19 protein-coding genes are annotated in these 15,199 nt (G+C 40.3%); all 19 read right to left on the bottom strand.

Features of this window, described 5'->3' with window-relative positions:
* Window positions 1-10 precede the first annotated feature (10 nt).
* The 19 genes from rplE to rpoC all read right to left on the bottom strand — a co-directional run bounded on the left by rplE (window position 11) and on the right by rpoC (window position 15,165).
* Window positions 11-550, bottom strand: a complete 540-nt coding sequence (rplE, locus tag ACAN53_RS17295; RefSeq protein ID WP_379971400.1) for a 50S ribosomal protein L5 — start codon at window positions 548-550, stop codon at window positions 11-13.
* 29 nt (window positions 551-579) lie between these two features.
* A complete protein-coding gene (gene rplX / locus ACAN53_RS17290) occupies window positions 580-891 on the bottom strand; it encodes a 50S ribosomal protein L24 (RefSeq protein WP_379971399.1) in 312 nt (103 codons plus the stop codon).
* Window positions 892-928: 37 nt separating this feature from the next.
* Entirely contained in the window at window positions 929-1,297 is a 369-nt protein-coding gene (rplN, locus tag ACAN53_RS17285) for a 50S ribosomal protein L14 (protein ID WP_379971398.1), read from the bottom strand.
* A 44-nt stretch (window positions 1,298-1,341) separates the two neighbouring features.
* Window positions 1,342-1,605: a 30S ribosomal protein S17 gene (rpsQ, locus tag ACAN53_RS17280; protein WP_379971397.1), complete on the bottom strand. Its 264-nt coding sequence runs from the start codon at window positions 1,603-1,605 to the stop codon at window positions 1,342-1,344.
* Between the two features lie 22 nt (window positions 1,606-1,627).
* Entirely contained in the window at window positions 1,628-1,828 is a 201-nt protein-coding gene (gene rpmC / locus ACAN53_RS17275; RefSeq protein WP_379971396.1) for a 50S ribosomal protein L29, read from the bottom strand.
* Entirely contained in the window at window positions 1,818-2,252 is a 435-nt protein-coding gene (gene rplP / locus ACAN53_RS17270; RefSeq protein ID WP_379971395.1) for a 50S ribosomal protein L16, read from the bottom strand. Before rplP ends, rpmC begins: the two co-directional genes overlap by 11 nt.
* Window positions 2,253-2,254: 2 nt before the next feature.
* Complete coding sequence (gene rpsC / locus ACAN53_RS17265; protein ID WP_379971394.1) at window positions 2,255-2,914, bottom strand: 30S ribosomal protein S3; 660 nt, start codon at window positions 2,912-2,914, stop codon at window positions 2,255-2,257.
* Between the two features lie 3 nt (window positions 2,915-2,917).
* Window positions 2,918-3,259, bottom strand: a complete 342-nt coding sequence (gene rplV / locus ACAN53_RS17260; RefSeq protein ID WP_379971393.1) for a 50S ribosomal protein L22 — start codon at window positions 3,257-3,259, stop codon at window positions 2,918-2,920.
* 17 nt (window positions 3,260-3,276) lie between these two features.
* Entirely contained in the window at window positions 3,277-3,555 is a 279-nt protein-coding gene (gene rpsS, locus ACAN53_RS17255; protein WP_379971392.1) for a 30S ribosomal protein S19, read from the bottom strand.
* A 57-nt stretch (window positions 3,556-3,612) separates the two neighbouring features.
* Window positions 3,613-4,443 carry a 50S ribosomal protein L2 gene (rplB, locus tag ACAN53_RS17250; RefSeq protein ID WP_379971391.1) on the bottom strand — a complete coding sequence of 277 codons (831 nt, stop codon included), beginning with the start codon at window positions 4,441-4,443 and terminating at the stop codon, window positions 3,613-3,615.
* 27 nt (window positions 4,444-4,470) lie between these two features.
* Window positions 4,471-4,761 carry a 50S ribosomal protein L23 gene (gene rplW, locus ACAN53_RS17245; RefSeq protein ID WP_379971390.1) on the bottom strand — a complete coding sequence of 97 codons (291 nt, stop codon included), beginning with the start codon at window positions 4,759-4,761 and terminating at the stop codon, window positions 4,471-4,473.
* On the bottom strand, window positions 4,761-5,384 hold the full coding sequence (rplD, locus tag ACAN53_RS17240; protein ID WP_379971389.1) for a 50S ribosomal protein L4: 624 nt from the start codon (window positions 5,382-5,384) through the stop codon (window positions 4,761-4,763). The genes rplW and rplD overlap by 1 nt, the downstream gene beginning before the upstream one ends.
* Before the next feature lie 22 nt (window positions 5,385-5,406).
* Complete coding sequence (gene rplC, locus ACAN53_RS17235) at window positions 5,407-6,039, bottom strand: 50S ribosomal protein L3 (protein ID WP_379971388.1); 633 nt, start codon at window positions 6,037-6,039, stop codon at window positions 5,407-5,409.
* 38 nt (window positions 6,040-6,077) lie between these two features.
* Window positions 6,078-6,386 carry a 30S ribosomal protein S10 gene (gene rpsJ / locus ACAN53_RS17230; RefSeq protein WP_379971387.1) on the bottom strand — a complete coding sequence of 103 codons (309 nt, stop codon included), beginning with the start codon at window positions 6,384-6,386 and terminating at the stop codon, window positions 6,078-6,080.
* Between the two features lie 395 nt (window positions 6,387-6,781).
* Window positions 6,782-7,969, bottom strand: coding sequence for an elongation factor Tu (gene tuf / locus ACAN53_RS17225; RefSeq protein ID WP_379971386.1), 1,188 nt, complete (start codon window positions 7,967-7,969; stop codon window positions 6,782-6,784).
* Between the two features lie 121 nt (window positions 7,970-8,090).
* Window positions 8,091-10,169 (bottom strand): elongation factor G, encoded by a 2,079-nt coding sequence (gene fusA, locus ACAN53_RS17220; protein ID WP_379971385.1) that lies wholly within the window; start codon window positions 10,167-10,169, stop codon window positions 8,091-8,093.
* Window positions 10,170-10,370: 201 nt separating this feature from the next.
* On the bottom strand, window positions 10,371-10,841 hold the full coding sequence (rpsG, locus tag ACAN53_RS17215) for a 30S ribosomal protein S7 (protein ID WP_379971384.1): 471 nt from the start codon (window positions 10,839-10,841) through the stop codon (window positions 10,371-10,373).
* 31 nt (window positions 10,842-10,872) lie between these two features.
* Entirely contained in the window at window positions 10,873-11,295 is a 423-nt protein-coding gene (rpsL, locus tag ACAN53_RS17210) for a 30S ribosomal protein S12 (protein ID WP_379971383.1), read from the bottom strand.
* A gap of 258 nt (window positions 11,296-11,553) precedes the next feature.
* On the bottom strand, window positions 11,554-15,165 hold the full coding sequence (rpoC, locus tag ACAN53_RS17205) for a DNA-directed RNA polymerase subunit beta' (RefSeq protein ID WP_379971382.1): 3,612 nt from the start codon (window positions 15,163-15,165) through the stop codon (window positions 11,554-11,556).
* Window positions 15,166-15,199 lie beyond the last annotated feature (34 nt).

Here is a 15,199-nt window from a genome sequence, read left to right as displayed (position 1 = left end):
CTTGCTTCCATTATTTTTGGAAAGGCATACCGAATTGAGTTAACAATTCGCGACCTTCTTCATCAGTATTTGCAGTCGTTACAATAACGATGTCCATACCGCGTACTTTACTTACTTTATCATAATCAATTTCAGGGAAGATCAACTGTTCTCTAATACCTAGAGTATAGTTGCCACGACCATCAAAAGATTTTTTAGAAATACCATGGAAGTCACGTACACGTGGTAATGAAACTGAGATTAATTTATCAAAAAACTCATACATTTTTTCTCCACGTAATGTAACTTTTGCACCAATCGGCATTCCTTCACGAAGGCGAAAACCTGCGATTGATTTCTTTGCACGTGTTATAACTGGTTTTTGGCCAGCGATCATTGTCAATTCTTCAACTGCGTTATCTAACGCTTTTGAATTGGATACTGCATCGCCAACACCCATGTTTATAACGATTTTGTCAAGCTTTGGTACCTGCATTACTGATTTATAACTGAACTTGCTCATTAGAGCAGATGAGATTTCTTTTTGGTACTTTTCTTTAAGGCGATTCAATGAAGGGACCTCCTTTCGAAAAAAATTTATTATTTATCTAATGATTCACCGGATTTAACCGCTACGCGAACCTTTTGACCGTCCACTTCTTTATAACCTACGCGAGTAGGCTCACCAGTTTTTGGATCTAATGGCATTACATTAGATACATGGATTGGCGCTTCCTTAGTTTGAATTCCACCTTGTGGATTCATTTGAGATGGCTTAGAGTGTTTCTTTACGATGTTAACACCCTCAACAATGACACGGTTTTGCTTAGGAAAAGCAGCTAAAATTACGCCTTGTTTTCCTTTGTCTTTACCAGTGATTACTTGTACTTTGTCACCTTTTTTTACATGCATCTTACTTGTGCACCTCCTTAGAAAGGCAATACTTAAATTATAAAACTTCTGGAGCTAGTGAAACAATTTTCATGAAATTGCTTTCGCGCAATTCACGAGCAACTGGTCCGAAGATACGAGTACCACGAGGGCTCTTATCATCTTTAATAATAACTGCTGCATTTTCGTCAAAACGGATGTATGATCCGTCATTACGGCGTGCACCACTTTTTGTACGAACGATAACGGCCTTAACAACTTCACCCTTTTTAACAACGCCACCTGGTGTTGCTTGTTTAACACTAGCGACGATGATATCACCGATGTTAGCAAACTTACGACCAGAACCGCCAAGTACTTTAATTGTTAATAATTCACGTGCACCTGAGTTATCGGCAACTTTCAAACGAGTTTCTTGTTGGATCATGCTATGAAACCTCCCTTCGGATTTCTCATTATCCGAGTCGTCTATTAAATAATTACTGCTTCTTCAACGATTTCTACTAAACGGAAACGCTTTGTTGCTGATAGCGGACGAGTTTCCATAATCTTGACGATATCGCCAATCTTAGCTTGATTTTGCTCGTCATGCGCTTTGTACTTTTTAGAGTATTTCACGCGTTTTCCGTATAAAGTATGAGTCTTGTAAGTTTCAACTAAAACAGTGATCGTTTTGTCCATTTTGTCAGAAACAACACGTCCAGTATAAACTTTGCGTTGGTTGCGTTCGCTCACAAGGCAAACCTCCCCTCAAATTTTATCCGTTAATTCCAATTTCTCTTTGACGAACTACAGTTTTCATACGAGCAATCGCTTTGCGTACTTCACGAATGCGAGCTGTATTTTCTAGTTGACCTGTAGCAAGTTGGAAGCGAAGGTTAAATAATTCTTCCTTTAACGCTTTAACTTTTTGTTCAATCTCGGCAGTGGTTAATTCACGAATTTCATTACTTTTCATTTGCTTCACCACCATTTTCTATACGTTTTACAATTTTCGTTCTGATTGGAAGCTTGTGACTAGCTAAACGTAATGCTTCACGAGCGACTTCTTCAGATACGCCAGCGATTTCAAACATTACCTTACCAGGCTTAACTACTGCTACCCAGCCTTCAGGTGCCCCTTTACCGGAACCCATCCGTACTTCTAATGGCTTTGCAGTGTAAGGCTTAGAAGGGAAAATTTTGATCCAAACTTGACCGCCACGTTTCATGTAACGAACCATTACACGACGAGCAGCTTCTATTTGACGGTTAGTAATCCAGTGTGCTTCAAGTGCTTGAAGACCGAATTCACCGAAATGAACTTCAGTGCCGCCTTTCGCTTTACCTTGCATTCTACCACGATGTTCTTTACGATATTTAACGCGTTTAGGCATCAACATGATTATTTTCCTCCTTCCTCAGAAGCTTTCTTTTTTGTAGGAAGGACTTCTCCACGGTAGATCCATACTTTTACGCCAAGCTTACCATATGTTGTATCTGCTTCTGCAGTAGCATAGTCAATGTCTGCGCGAAGAGTATGAAGTGGAACAGTACCTTCACTATAAGATTCAGAACGAGCAATATCAGCTCCGCCAAGACGACCAGAAACTTGAGTTTTAATACCTTTTGCTCCTGAACGAACCGTACGTTGAATTGCTTGTTTTTGAGCACGACGGAATGATACACGGTTTTCTAATTGACGAGCGATGTTTTCAGCAACTAGCTTTGCATCAAGATCTGCTCTTTTGATTTCTAAAATGTTAATGTGTACTCTCTTGCTAGTTAATTGGTTAAGAGCTTTACGAAGTGCTTCTACTTCCGTACCACCTTTACCAATTACCATACCAGGTTTCGCAGTATGAATAGTTACGTTTATACGATTAGCAGCACGTTCAATTTCAACTTTAGAAACAGCAGCATCCGCTAAACGAGCAGTAATGTATTCGCGAACCTTAATGTCTTCATGCAAAAGATCAGCAAAGTCTTTTTCAGCATACCATCTTGACTCCCAATCGCGAATGATGCCGACGCGAAGACCGACCGGATTAACTTTTTGACCCATCGATTATCCCTCCTTCTTTTCTGATACCACGATTGTAATGTGGCTAGTACGTTTGTTGATTTGGCTTGCACGTCCCATAGCACGTGGACGGAAACGTTTCAAAGTTGGACCTTCATCAACGAAAGTTGCGCTAACAATCAAATTGTTAGGATCCATGTCATAGTTATGTTCTGCGTTTGCAATTGCAGAATTTAAAACTTTTTCTACAACTGGAGATGCAGTTTTTGGTGTATGGCGAAGGATTGCGATCGCTTCCCCTACTTGCTTTCCTCGAATTAAATCTACTACAAGACGAACTTTACGAGGAGCAATACGAACTGTTCTCGCTACTGCTTTAGCTTGCATTTAAGTTCCTCCTCTCTTTATCTTTTCGTTTTCTTATCGTCGGCATCATGGCCTTTGTACATACGTGTAGGCGCAAATTCACCTAATTTATGACCTACCATGTCTTCTGTTACGAAAACAGGCACATGCTTACGTCCGTCATAAACAGCGATTGTGTGACCGATAAATTGTGGGAAAATAGTGGAACGACGTGACCAAGTTTTAACAACTTGTTTACCGGTATTTCCGTCTAATTGTTCGATTTTCTTCATTAAATGATCATCGACAAATGGTCCCTTTTTTAAGCTGCGAGCCATTTTTGTACCTCCCTTCGCAATTGCTGTACGGTTCTAATGAACCGTACTTCAATCCCGTTATTTTTTACGACGACGAACAATGAATTTGTCTGAAGCCTTATTTTTCTTACGAGTTTTGAATCCAAGAGTAGGTTTACCCCATGGACTCATTGGAGATTTACGTCCGATAGGAGCACGACCTTCACCACCACCGTGTGGGTGATCGTTAGGGTTCATTACAGAACCACGAACTGTAGGGCGTTTGCCTAACCAACGAGAACGACCAGCTTTACCGATTTTAATAAGTTCATGTTGTTCGTTTCCAACTTGACCTACTGTAGCACGGCATGTTGATAAAACTAAACGTACTTCACCAGAAGTTAAACGTACTAATACGTATTTTCCTTCTTTACCAAGCACTTGTGCAGATGAACCAGCAGAACGTACTAGTTGGCCACCTTTACCAGGCTTAAGTTCGATGTTGTGAATAATTGTACCTACAGGCATATTAACAAGAGGTAGTGCGTTACCTACTTTAATGTCAGCATCAACGCCAGACATAATTTCCATACCTACTTCTAGGTTTTTTGGAGCAATAATGTAACGTTTTTCTCCGTCAATATAATGAATTAGAGCGATGTTAGCTGAGCGATTTGGATCATACTCAATTGTAGCAACGCGTCCTAGAATTCCATCTTTATCGCGTTTAAAGTCAATCACACGATATTGACGCTTATGTCCGCCACCTTGGTGACGTACAGTAATTCTACCTAAGTTGTTACGTCCTGCTTTATTATATAAAGGTCTTAGTAATGATTTCTCTGGAGTACTAGTAGTAATTTCAGCGAAATCGCTAGCAGTCATATTACGACGACCGTTAGAGGTTGGTTTATACTTCTTAATTGCCATCTCGGTTTCCCTCCTTCTCTATTAGAATTAAACGCCTTCGAAGATTTCGATTTCTTTGCTGTCGGCAGTTAATTTCACGATAGCCTTTCTACGACGGTTTGTTAAACCAGAGTAGCGACCAACTCGTTTAAATTTAGGTTTGTAGTTCATGATGTTAACTTTTTCAACCTTCACGCCGAAGATTTCTTCAATAGCTTGTTTTACTTCCGTTTTGTTCGCTTTCACGTCAACATCGAAAGTGTATTTTTTTTCAGCTGTAACTTCCATAGAACGTTCAGTAATAACTGGGCGCTTAATAATATCACGAGGATCTTTCATTATGCAAGCACCTCCTCTACTTTTTCCACTGCTGCTTTCGTCATGATTAATTTGTCATGATAAAGAACATCTAACACGTTCACGCTATTAGCAGTAATAACTGTAACACCAGGAATGTTGCGAGCAGATAATGCAACCGCTTCGTTACTATCGTCAGTAACGATTAGTGCTTTCTTCTCTACAGACAAGCCTTTAAGTACGGATGACATTTCTTTTGTTTTAGGTGCATCAAATGCTAAGCTATCAAGAACAATAATGTTGTTTTCAAGTACCTTAGTAGACAATGCAGATTTAACAGCTAAGCGGCGAACTTTTTTAGGCAATTTGTATGCGTATGATCTTGGAGTTGGTCCAAATACGATACCACCACCACGCCATTGTGGAGAACGAATTGAACCTTGACGAGCGCGTCCAGTTCCTTTTTGTTTCCATGGTTTACGACCACCACCGCGCACTTCAGAGCGGCCTTTTACTTTATGTGTACCTTGACGAAGTGATGCACGTTGCATAACTAAAGCGTCAAAAAGTACAGATTCATTTGGTTCAATTCCGAAAATAGCTTCTGCTAATTCGATTTCACCAACTTGTGAACCTGCTTGATTAAATAACGTTACTTTTGGCATTGGATGTCCTCCTTTCTATTTTTTATTTTCCAGCCTTAACAGTGCTTGAAATCACTACAAATGACTTCTTAGCGCCTGGTACGTTACCTTTAATTAATAGTAGGTTGCGAGCTGCATCTACTCTTACGATTTCTAGGTTTTGTACAGTAACTTGTACCCCGCCCATGCGTCCAGCAAGTTTTTTACCTTTAAATACACGGTTTGGAGCAACAGGTCCCATTGAACCTGGACGACGATGGTAACGAGAACCATGGGCCATAGGTCCACGTGATTGTCCGTGACGCTTGATAGGTCCTTGGAATCCTTTACCTTTTGATGTACCGATTACATCAACTGCATCGCCTTGCGCAAAAATTTCTACGTTAACCTCTTGACCAACTTCGTACTCTTCAACGTTAGCATCGCGTAATTCGCGAATGAAGCGCTTAGGAGTAGTATTTGCTTTTGCTGTATGTCCTGCTTCAGGTTTGTTAGCAAGCTTTTCACGTTTGTCATCAACGCCTAATTGGATTGCATTGTAGCCATCTGTTGCAGTCGTTTTCTTTTGTAGGACAACGTTGGGAGCAGCTTCAACAACTGTTACTGGAACTAATTCGCCATTTTCAGCAAACACTTGAGTCATACCGATCTTTCTTCCTAAGATTCCTTTGGTCATGAGTCACACCTCCTGCAATAATTTGTGTTTTATTTCATTTATAGCTTTATTTCGATATCTACGCCAGACGGTAGATCTAAACGCATAAGTGAATCTACGGTTTGTGGAGTAGGGTTCACGATGTCGATTAAGCGTTTATGTGTGCGCATTTCAAACTGCTCACGAGAATCTTTGTACTTATGCACAGCACGAAGAATTGTGTATATAGTTTTTTCAGTTGGTAACGGAATCGGACCTGAAACCGTAGCACCAGAACGTTTTGCAGTTTCCACAATTTTCTCTGCTGAACGATCAAGAATACGATGATCGTAAGCTTTTAAACGGATGCGAATCTTTTCTTTTGCCATTATTTTCCCTCCTTCTTCGCCTATTTTTAAAATAGACATTCTCCATGGAAATTTTCCGCACACGCGCCATGGCAAAGCGGCCGGGTGTGTCGGTAACCTTCCACTTCAACGCAGTCAAAGACCAACATTTAAATTATACACTGTATTACCCAAAGATGCAACTATAACATAGGCACTTTTTTGAACACTTTAAACATTATACATGGAGCAAAAAAAATTTTCAACAATATATATAATTTACGATTAATCTTTTCCTATAATCCAGATTTTGATAGCACTATCATACTTTCCTAGATAAGACCGGAAGAAAGATAAATAGCTTCCAAGCTTTTAATTCTTACGCAAAAAGAGCTTAGAACAAATTGTTCTAAGCTCTTTTATATTGTTTTTATAAATTATTCAATGATTTTTGCTACTGAACCAGCGCCTACAGTACGTCCGCCTTCACGGATAGAGAACTTTGTACCTTCTTCAACAGCGATTGGAGCAATAAGTTCAACTGTCATTTCAGTGTTATCGCCAGGCATAACCATTTCAACGCCTTCTGGTAAATGAACGATGCCAGTTACGTCAGTTGTACGGAAATAGAATTGTGGACGATAGTTTGTGAAGAATGGAGTGTGACGTCCACCTTCTTCTTTAGAAAGAACATAAACTTGTGCTGTAAATTTAGAGTGAGCCTTAACAGAACCTGGCTTAGCAAGGATTTGTCCACGTTGGATATCTTCACGAGCTACCCCACGAAGAAGAGCTCCGATGTTGTCACCAGCTTGTGCTTGGTCAAGAAGCTTACGGAACATTTCTACGCCTGTTACAGTAGTAGATTTGTTTTCTTCAGCAAGACCAATGATTTCTACAACATCCCCAACTTTAACAGTTCCACGTTCTACACGACCTGTAGCAACTGTTCCACGACCAGTGATTGAGAATACATCTTCAATTGGAAGTAAGAAAGGTTTGTCAGTTTCACGAACTGGAGTTGGGATATAAGAATCAACTTCAGCCATTAATTCATGAATCTTCTCTTCCCATTCAGGTACGCCTTCTAAAGCTTTAAGAGCAGAACCTTTAACTACAGGAACATCGTCGCCAGGGAAGTCGTATTCTGATAATAGATCACGAATTTCCATTTCAACTAGTTCTAGTAATTCTTCATCGTCTACCATGTCACATTTGTTCATGAATACTACGATGTAAGGAACACCTACTTGACCTGAAAGAAGGATATGTTCACGAGTTTGTGGCATTGGACCATCAGCAGCAGATACTACTAGGATCGCGCCATCCATTTGAGCAGCACCAGTGATCATGTTTTTAACATAGTCAGCATGTCCTGGGCAGTCAACGTGTGCATAGTGACGAGTTTCAGTTTCATATTCAACGTGTGCAGTAGAGATTGTGATACCACGTTCTCTTTCTTCTGGTGCACCATCGATTTGATCGTAAGCACGAGCTTCTGCTCCACCAGTTTTAGCAAGTACAGTTGTAATTGCAGCAGTTAAAGTTGTTTTACCATGGTCAACGTGTCCGATTGTTCCGATGTTAACATGGGGTTTAGAGCGGTCATATTTAGCTTTAGCCATTGTTTATATCCTCCTTAATATATACCTGTTTTTTATATAGGATAGAAAACGGAGAAGCGGTTGCCGCTCCGCTTTCTAGGCTTACAGTAGTATTTATACTGGAACAATTGATAAAAATCAATTATTCACCCTTATTTTTCTTAATGATTTCTTCAGCAATGCTGCGTGGAACTTCTTCATAGTGGTCAAAAACCATTGAGAATGTTCCGCGTCCTTGCGTATTAGAACGTAGAGCTGTTGCATATCCAAACATTTCTGAAAGTGGTACCATTGCACGAACTACTTGTGCGTTACCACGAGCATCCATTCCTTCAACACGACCACGACGAGATGTAATATCACCCATAATGTCACCAAGGTACTCATCTGGAATGATTACTTCAACTTTCATCGTAGGTTCAAGAAGAGCTGGGTTACATTTAGATGCAGCAGCCTTAAGAGCCATAGAAGCAGCGATCTTAAATGCCATTTCTGATGAATCGACATCATGGTAAGAACCGTCTACTAATGCAGCTTTAACGTCTACTAGTGGATATCCAGCGATAACACCATTTTTCAATGCATCTTCTAGACCTGATTGAACAGCAGGAATATATTCACGAGGAACTACCCCACCGACGATTTTGTTAGCAAATTCGAAACCTTTACCTTCTTCGTTTGGTTCGAATTCAATCCAAACGTGACCGAACTGTCCACGACCACCTGATTGACGTGCAAACTTACCTTCAACACGAGCAGGAGAACGGAATGTTTCACGGTAAGCAACTTGTGGTGCACCTACGTTTGCTTCTACTTTGAATTCGCGACGCATACGGTCAACGATGATATCAAGGTGAAGTTCGCCCATTCCAGCAATAATGGTTTGGCCAGTTTCTTGGTCAGTCCAAGCGCGGAATGTAGGATCTTCTTCAGCAAGTTTTACTAGTGCTGTACCCATCTTATCTTGGTCAGCTTTAGATTTAGGTTCGATAGCTACGTTAATAACTGGTTCTGGGAACGTCATAGATTCAAGAATTACTTGATTCTTTTCGTCGCACAATGTATCACCAGTCGTAGTATCTTTCAATCCTACAGCAGCAGCAATGTCACCTGAGTAACATACAGAAATTTCTTTACGGGCATTCGCATGCATTTGTAGAATACGACCTAAACGTTCACGCTTACCTTTAGTAGAGTTAATAACGTAAGAACCAGCTTCCGCTTTACCAGAGTATACACGGAAGAATGTTAGCTTACCTACATAAGGGTCTGTCATGATTTTGAAAGCAAGTGCAGAGAATGGACCGTCATCAACAGCAGGACGTGTTACTTCTTCATCACTATCAGGAAGTGTTCCTTTAATTGCAGGTACATCTAATGGTGATGGCAAGTAATCGATTACTGAATCCAACATAAGTTGAACCCCTTTGTTTTTGAAGGCAGATCCACATACTACTGGGAAGAATTCTACACTTAGTGTAGCTTTACGAATCGCAGCTTTTAGTTCCTCAGCTGTGATTTCTTCCCCGTCAAGATATTTCATCATTAACTCTTCATCGTAGTCAGCAAGTGCTTCGACTAATGAGCCATGAAGTTCTTCAGCCTTTTCACGATATTCTTCAGGGATTTCTCTCTCTTGAATATCAGTACCTAAATCATTTGTATAGAAATGAGCTTTCATTTCTACTAAGTCAATGATTGCTTGGAATTGGTCTTCCGCACCAATTGGGAATTGGATTGGATGAGCATTTGCTTGTAGACGATCATGCAAAGTACCTACAGAGTATAGGAAATCTGCACCGATCTTGTCCATTTTGTTAACGAACACGATACGAGGTACGCCATATGTTGTTGCTTGACGCCAAACGGTTTCTGTTTGTGGTTCAACACCAGATTGCGCATCAAGTACAGCAACTGCACCATCAAGTACACGTAAAGAACGTTCAACTTCTACAGTGAAGTCTACGTGTCCTGGTGTATCAATGATATTAACACGATGGCCTTTCCATTGAGCTGTTGTAGCAGCAGACGTGATTGTAATACCACGTTCTTGTTCCTGCTCCATCCAGTCCATTGTTGCAGCCCCTTCGTGAACCTCACCGATCTTATGTACACGGCCAGTGTAGAACAAAATACGTTCTGTCGTAGTCGTTTTACCAGCATCGATGTGGGCCATAATACCAATGTTACGAGTGTTGTCTAAGGAGAACTCTCTAGTCATATAGTATTATTTCTCCTTCCTATTAGTGGATTGGATTATTTAATTACAAGCATAAAAGCTGCCTCTCTCATTACACATCGTAAGTATATCAAAAAACATCTTCATTATGTAAGACGTTCATTGAAGAGTGAAAAATTTCTTTTCACTCTACCTGGATGAACGAGAAGCGACAGCTTTATATGGACAAGTATTAGTGTATTCTTACCAACGATAATGAGCAAATGCTTTATTTGCTTCTGCCATTTTATGAGTATCTTCGCGTTTCTTCACTGATGCACCAGTGTTGTTAGCAGCATCAAGAATTTCGTTAGCAAGACGTTCTTCCATAGTCTTTTCACCACGAAGTCTTGCATAGTTTACTAACCAACGAAGTCCTAGAGTAGTACGACGTTCTGGACGAACTTCTACAGGAACTTGGTAGTTAGCACCCCCAACACGACGAGCGCGTACTTCAAGTACTGGCATGATGTTTTTAAGAGCTTGTTCGAATACTTCCATAGGATCTTTACCTGAACGATCACGAACGATGTCAAATGAACTATATAGAATCGCTTGAGAAGTACCTTTTTTTCCGTCAATCATCATTTTATTGATAAGACGAGTAACAAGCTTAGAATTGTAAAGCGGGTCTGGTAAAACGTCTCTTTTAGAGACAGGTCCTTTACGAGGCATGTATATTTCCTCCTTTCAACATGAAATTGTATTATTTCTTAGCAGCTTTAGGTTTCTTAGTACCGTATTTAGAACGTGATTGACCACGGTTTGTAACACCAGCTGTATCAAGCGCACCACGTACGATATGGTAACGTACCCCTGGTAAATCCTTTACACGACCGCCACGAATAAGTACAACACTATGTTCTTGTAAGTTATGGCCGATACCTGGGATATAAGCTGTTACTTCAATACCATTTGTTAAACGAACACGAGCATATTTACGAAGCGCTGAGTTCGGTTTCTTTGGAGTCATAGTACCAACACGAGTACATACACCGCGTTTTTGTGGTGCAGCCAAGTCAGTTGCTTCTTTCTTCAAAGAGTTAAATCCTTTGTTTAACGCTGGTGATTTGGATTTCCATACTTTATCAGTACGACCTTTTCTAACTAGTTGGTTAATAGTAGGCATGGGTTATCCTCCCTTCACATCTTTGTATGACCACACATCCAGGTGGTTCATTAATAGTTCAAAACAAAGTTTTTGCAAGGAGGAGGTAAGATCCTCTTCCTCACAAAAACAGTTTTAAATGATTATAAATTGCATCGAAGCGCTTTGCTCCTATATCAGTAAAATACCTTTTAAGAGCAACCTTGCTAATAGTACCATTTTGATTTACAAAATGTCAACTACTGCAGAGAAAATTTGTTTGATTTTATTTAAAAGCAATTAACTTTCCACGTAAACTTCATCACTTTGTGCACTTACTTCTTCAGGAGTTTTCTTAGTAAGAGAGATTTTGCGATAACGGCTCATGCCAGTACCAGCAGGAACAAGCTTACCAATAATAACATTTTCCTTAAGTCCAAGAAGTTCATCGCGTTTTCCTTTAATTGCTGCATCAGTAAGAACACGTGTTGTTTCTTGGAAAGAAGCGGCAGACAAGAACGAATCTGTTTCAAGCGATGCTTTCGTAATACCTAAAAGGATTGGACGAGCTGTAGCAGGTTGTTTTCCTTCTAGTAATACTTTTTCATTGGCATCTGTAAATTGGTGAATATCAAGCAATGTACCTGGTAATACATCTGTTTCGCCAGCATCCATAACGCGAACCTTACGAAGCATTTGACGTACCATTACTTCAACGTGCTTATCACCAATTTCTACCCCTTGCATACGATATACTTTTTGTACTTCATGCAACAAGTATTCTTGAACAGCTGTAATATCTGATACCTTTAACAATTCTTTCGGATCAATCGAACCTTCAGTAAGTTCGTGTCCGTGCAAGACAGTTTGACCTTCCGTAACCTTCATGCGAGCTCCATAAGGAACCGTATAAGTACGAGTTTCTACTGCACCTTGTACGACTACTTCTAGACGATCCTTCACTTCATTGATAGCCGCTACTGTACCATCAATTTCTGTAATGACCGCTTGCCCTTTCGGATTACGCGCTTCAAATATTTCTTGAATACGTGGTAAACCTTGCGTAATATCGTCTCCGGCAACGCCGCCTGTATGGAATGTACGCATTGTCAATTGGGTTCCTGGTTCACCGATTGATTGAGCAGCGATAATACCAACCGCTTCCCCTACTTCTACATCTGTACCTGTAGCCAAGTTACGTCCGTAACATTTCTTACAAACCCCATGGCGTGTATTACATGTGAAAGCAGAACGGATGAACATATTTTGAATGCCTGCTTCTTCAATTCTAGTTGCAATATCTTCAGTGATTAACTCATTTTCACGTACAAGAACTTCCTTCGTTTCTGGATGTTTTACTGTTCTTCTAGCAAAACGTCCTACGAGACGATCGTACAGTGATTCAATAATTTCATTTCCTTCTTTAATAGCATGAACAAGTAACCCTTTATCTGTACCACAATCATCCTCACGAACAATAACATCCTGTGCTACGTCTACTAGACGACGTGTTAGATAACCAGAGTCTGCTGTTTTAAGAGCTGTATCGGCAAGTCCTTTACGAGCACCATGTGTAGAAATGAAGTATTCGAGTACTGTTAATCCTTCACGGAAACTTGACTTGATTGGAAGTTCGATAATACGTCCAGATGGGTTAGCCATCAAACCACGCATACCAGCAAGTTGCGTAAAGTTGGATGCATTACCACGGGCACCAGAGTCACTCATCATGAAAATTGGATTCCGTTTGTTCAAGGATTTCATTAGTTTACCTTGAATAACATCTTTCGCATTACTCCAAATGGATACAACACGATCATAACGTTCTTCTTCAGTAATTAGACCGCGGCGGAACTGCTTCGTAACCGTATCAACCTTAACCTGAGCTTCATGTAGAATTTGTTCCTTTTCACCCAATACGACGATATCAGCCACACCAACTGTAATACCAGCTTTTGTGGAATATTTAAACCCAAGATTCTTCATGCGGTCAAGCATACGAGACGTTTCAGTAATTTTGAAACGCTTGAACACTTCAGCGATGATATTTCCTAAGATTTTCTTCTTAAACGGTGTTACTTCTTCTCGCTCTGCAATAATCGCTTTTACATCTGCACCCTTTGGAACGAAATACTTAACAGGTGTTTCTTTTTCTAAGTTTAATTTCGTAGGTTCATTAATGTAAGGGAACGACTTCGGTAAAATTTCATTGAATATAAGTTTACCTACAGTTGTTAACAATAACATTCCATTTTGCTCTTCTGTAAATGTTTCATTATTTACAGAGCTAGCAGCAACAGCAACACGAGAATGGAAATGTGCGTATCCGTTATGATAAGCAAGCAATGCTTCATTTACATCTTTAAATACCATACCTTCGCCAATTGCCCCGGCGCGTTCCATCGTTAAGTAATAGTTACCTAATACCATATCTTGAGACGGCGTAACAACTGGTTTTCCGTCTTTCGGATTTAAGATGTTTTGCGCAGCAAGCATGAGCATACGTGCTTCTGCTTGCGCTTCAGAAGAAAGCGGAACGTGACAAGCCATTTGGTCACCATCAAAGTCGGCATTGTACGCTGTACATACAAGCGGGTGAAGACGAATTGCACGGCCCTCTACAAGCGTTGGTTCAAATGCTTGAATACCAAGACGATGAAGAGTCGGTGCACGGTTTAATAGAACTGGATGCTCTTTAATAACCGATTCTAGAACGTCCCAAATATCAGGAGACAATCGTTCAATTTTACGTTTAGCACTCTTAATGTTATGCGCTAAACCTTTCGCTACAAGCTCTTTCATTACAAAAGGCTTAAATAGCTCAATCGCCATTTCCTTCGGTAGACCACATTGGTACATGCGAAGACTAGGTCCTACAACGATTACAGAACGACCAGAATAGTCAACACGTTTACCAAGTAAGTTTTGACGGAAACGTCCTTGCTTCCCTTTCAACATATGTGAAAGAGATTTTAATGGACGGTTACCAGGTCCTGTTACAGGACGTCCACGACGACCGTTATCAATTAAAGCGTCTACTGCTTCTTGCAGCATACGTTTTTCATTTTGAACGATGATGCCAGGTGCGCCAAGATCAAGTAGACGTTTTAAACGATTGTTACGATTAATAACACGACGATACAAATCATTTAAATCGGAAGTAGCAAAACGTCCACCATCCAGTTGAACCATCGGACGAAGTTCCGGTGGAATAACAGGTAGTACATCTAGAATCATCCAAGATGGTTCATTACCTGAACCACGGAATGCTTCTATTACTTCCAGTCTCTTAATCGCACGAGTACGACGTTGACCTTGAGCTGTTTTTAATTCTTCTTTTAAAAAGTCAGCTTCTTTTTCTAAATCGATATCTTTAAGTAACTTTTTAATCGCTTCCGCACCCATTGAGGCTTGGAATGTATTTCCGTATCTTTCACGATATGCACGGTATTCCTTCTCAGACAAGAGTTGTTTCTTCTCTAAAGGAGTGTCTCCCGTGTCAGTTACTACATAAGATGCAAAATAGATAATTTCCTCAAGCGCACGAGGAGACATATCTAACACAAGACCCATACGACTTGGAATCCCTTTAAAGTACCAAATGTGTGATACAGGAGCTGCAAGTTCAATGTGACCCATACGTTCACGGCGAACTTTCGCACGTGTAACTTCTACTCCGCATCGATCACATACAACACCTTTATAACGGACACGTTTATATTTTCCACAATGACATTCCCAGTCCTTTGTAGGGCCGAAAATGCGTTCACAAAACAAACCGTCTTTTTCAGGTTTTAACGTACGATAATTAATTGTTTCTGGCTTTTTAACTTCACCATGTGACCAAGAACGAATCTTGTCAGGTGATGCAAGTCCAATCTTCATATAGTCAAAGTTGTTTACGTCTATCAAGGGGCCTACCTCCCTTTTAATCTACAGGTTATAC

It is taken from the genome of Ectobacillus soli, from assembly GCF_042610425.1.
Classification (GTDB): Bacteria; Bacillota; Bacilli; order Bacillales; family Bacillaceae_G; genus Ectobacillus.
Note: the sequence above shows the minus strand (reverse complement) of the source record. Positions and strands in the feature narration are given on the sequence as shown.

Excerpts from the sequence above, each read along its gene's own strand:
- rplX (WP_379971399.1), bottom strand. The coding sequence starts at position 891 with ATGCATGTAAAAAAAGGTGACAAAGTACAAGTAATCACTGGTAAAGAC.
- rplN (WP_379971398.1), bottom strand. The coding sequence starts at position 1,297 with ATGATCCAACAAGAAACTCGTTTGAAAGTTGCCGATAACTCAGGTGCA.
- rpmC (WP_379971396.1), bottom strand. The coding sequence starts at position 1,828 with ATGAAAAGTAATGAAATTCGTGAATTAACCACTGCCGAGATTGAACAA.
- rplP (WP_379971395.1), bottom strand. The coding sequence starts at position 2,252 with ATGTTGATGCCTAAACGCGTTAAATATCGTAAAGAACATCGTGGTAGA.
- rpsC (WP_379971394.1), bottom strand. The coding sequence starts at position 2,914 with ATGGGTCAAAAAGTTAATCCGGTCGGTCTTCGCGTCGGCATCATTCGC.
- rplV (WP_379971393.1), bottom strand. The coding sequence starts at position 3,259 with ATGCAAGCTAAAGCAGTAGCGAGAACAGTTCGTATTGCTCCTCGTAAA.
- rpsS (WP_379971392.1), bottom strand. The coding sequence starts at position 3,555 with ATGGCTCGCAGCTTAAAAAAGGGACCATTTGTCGATGATCATTTAATG.
- rplB (WP_379971391.1), bottom strand. The coding sequence starts at position 4,443 with ATGGCAATTAAGAAGTATAAACCAACCTCTAACGGTCGTCGTAATATG.
- rplW (WP_379971390.1), bottom strand. The coding sequence starts at position 4,761 with ATGAAAGATCCTCGTGATATTATTAAGCGCCCAGTTATTACTGAACGT.
- rplD (WP_379971389.1), bottom strand. The coding sequence starts at position 5,384 with ATGCCAAAAGTAACGTTATTTAATCAAGCAGGTTCACAAGTTGGTGAA.
- rplC (WP_379971388.1), bottom strand. The coding sequence starts at position 6,039 with ATGACCAAAGGAATCTTAGGAAGAAAGATCGGTATGACTCAAGTGTTT.
- rpsJ (WP_379971387.1), bottom strand. The coding sequence starts at position 6,386 with ATGGCAAAAGAAAAGATTCGCATCCGTTTAAAAGCTTACGATCATCGT.
- tuf (WP_379971386.1), bottom strand. The coding sequence starts at position 7,969 with ATGGCTAAAGCTAAATATGACCGCTCTAAACCCCATGTTAACATCGGA.
- fusA (WP_379971385.1), bottom strand. The coding sequence starts at position 10,169 with ATGACTAGAGAGTTCTCCTTAGACAACACTCGTAACATTGGTATTATG.
- rpsG (WP_379971384.1), bottom strand. The coding sequence starts at position 10,841 with ATGCCTCGTAAAGGACCTGTCTCTAAAAGAGACGTTTTACCAGACCCG.
- rpsL (WP_379971383.1), bottom strand. The coding sequence starts at position 11,295 with ATGCCTACTATTAACCAACTAGTTAGAAAAGGTCGTACTGATAAAGTA.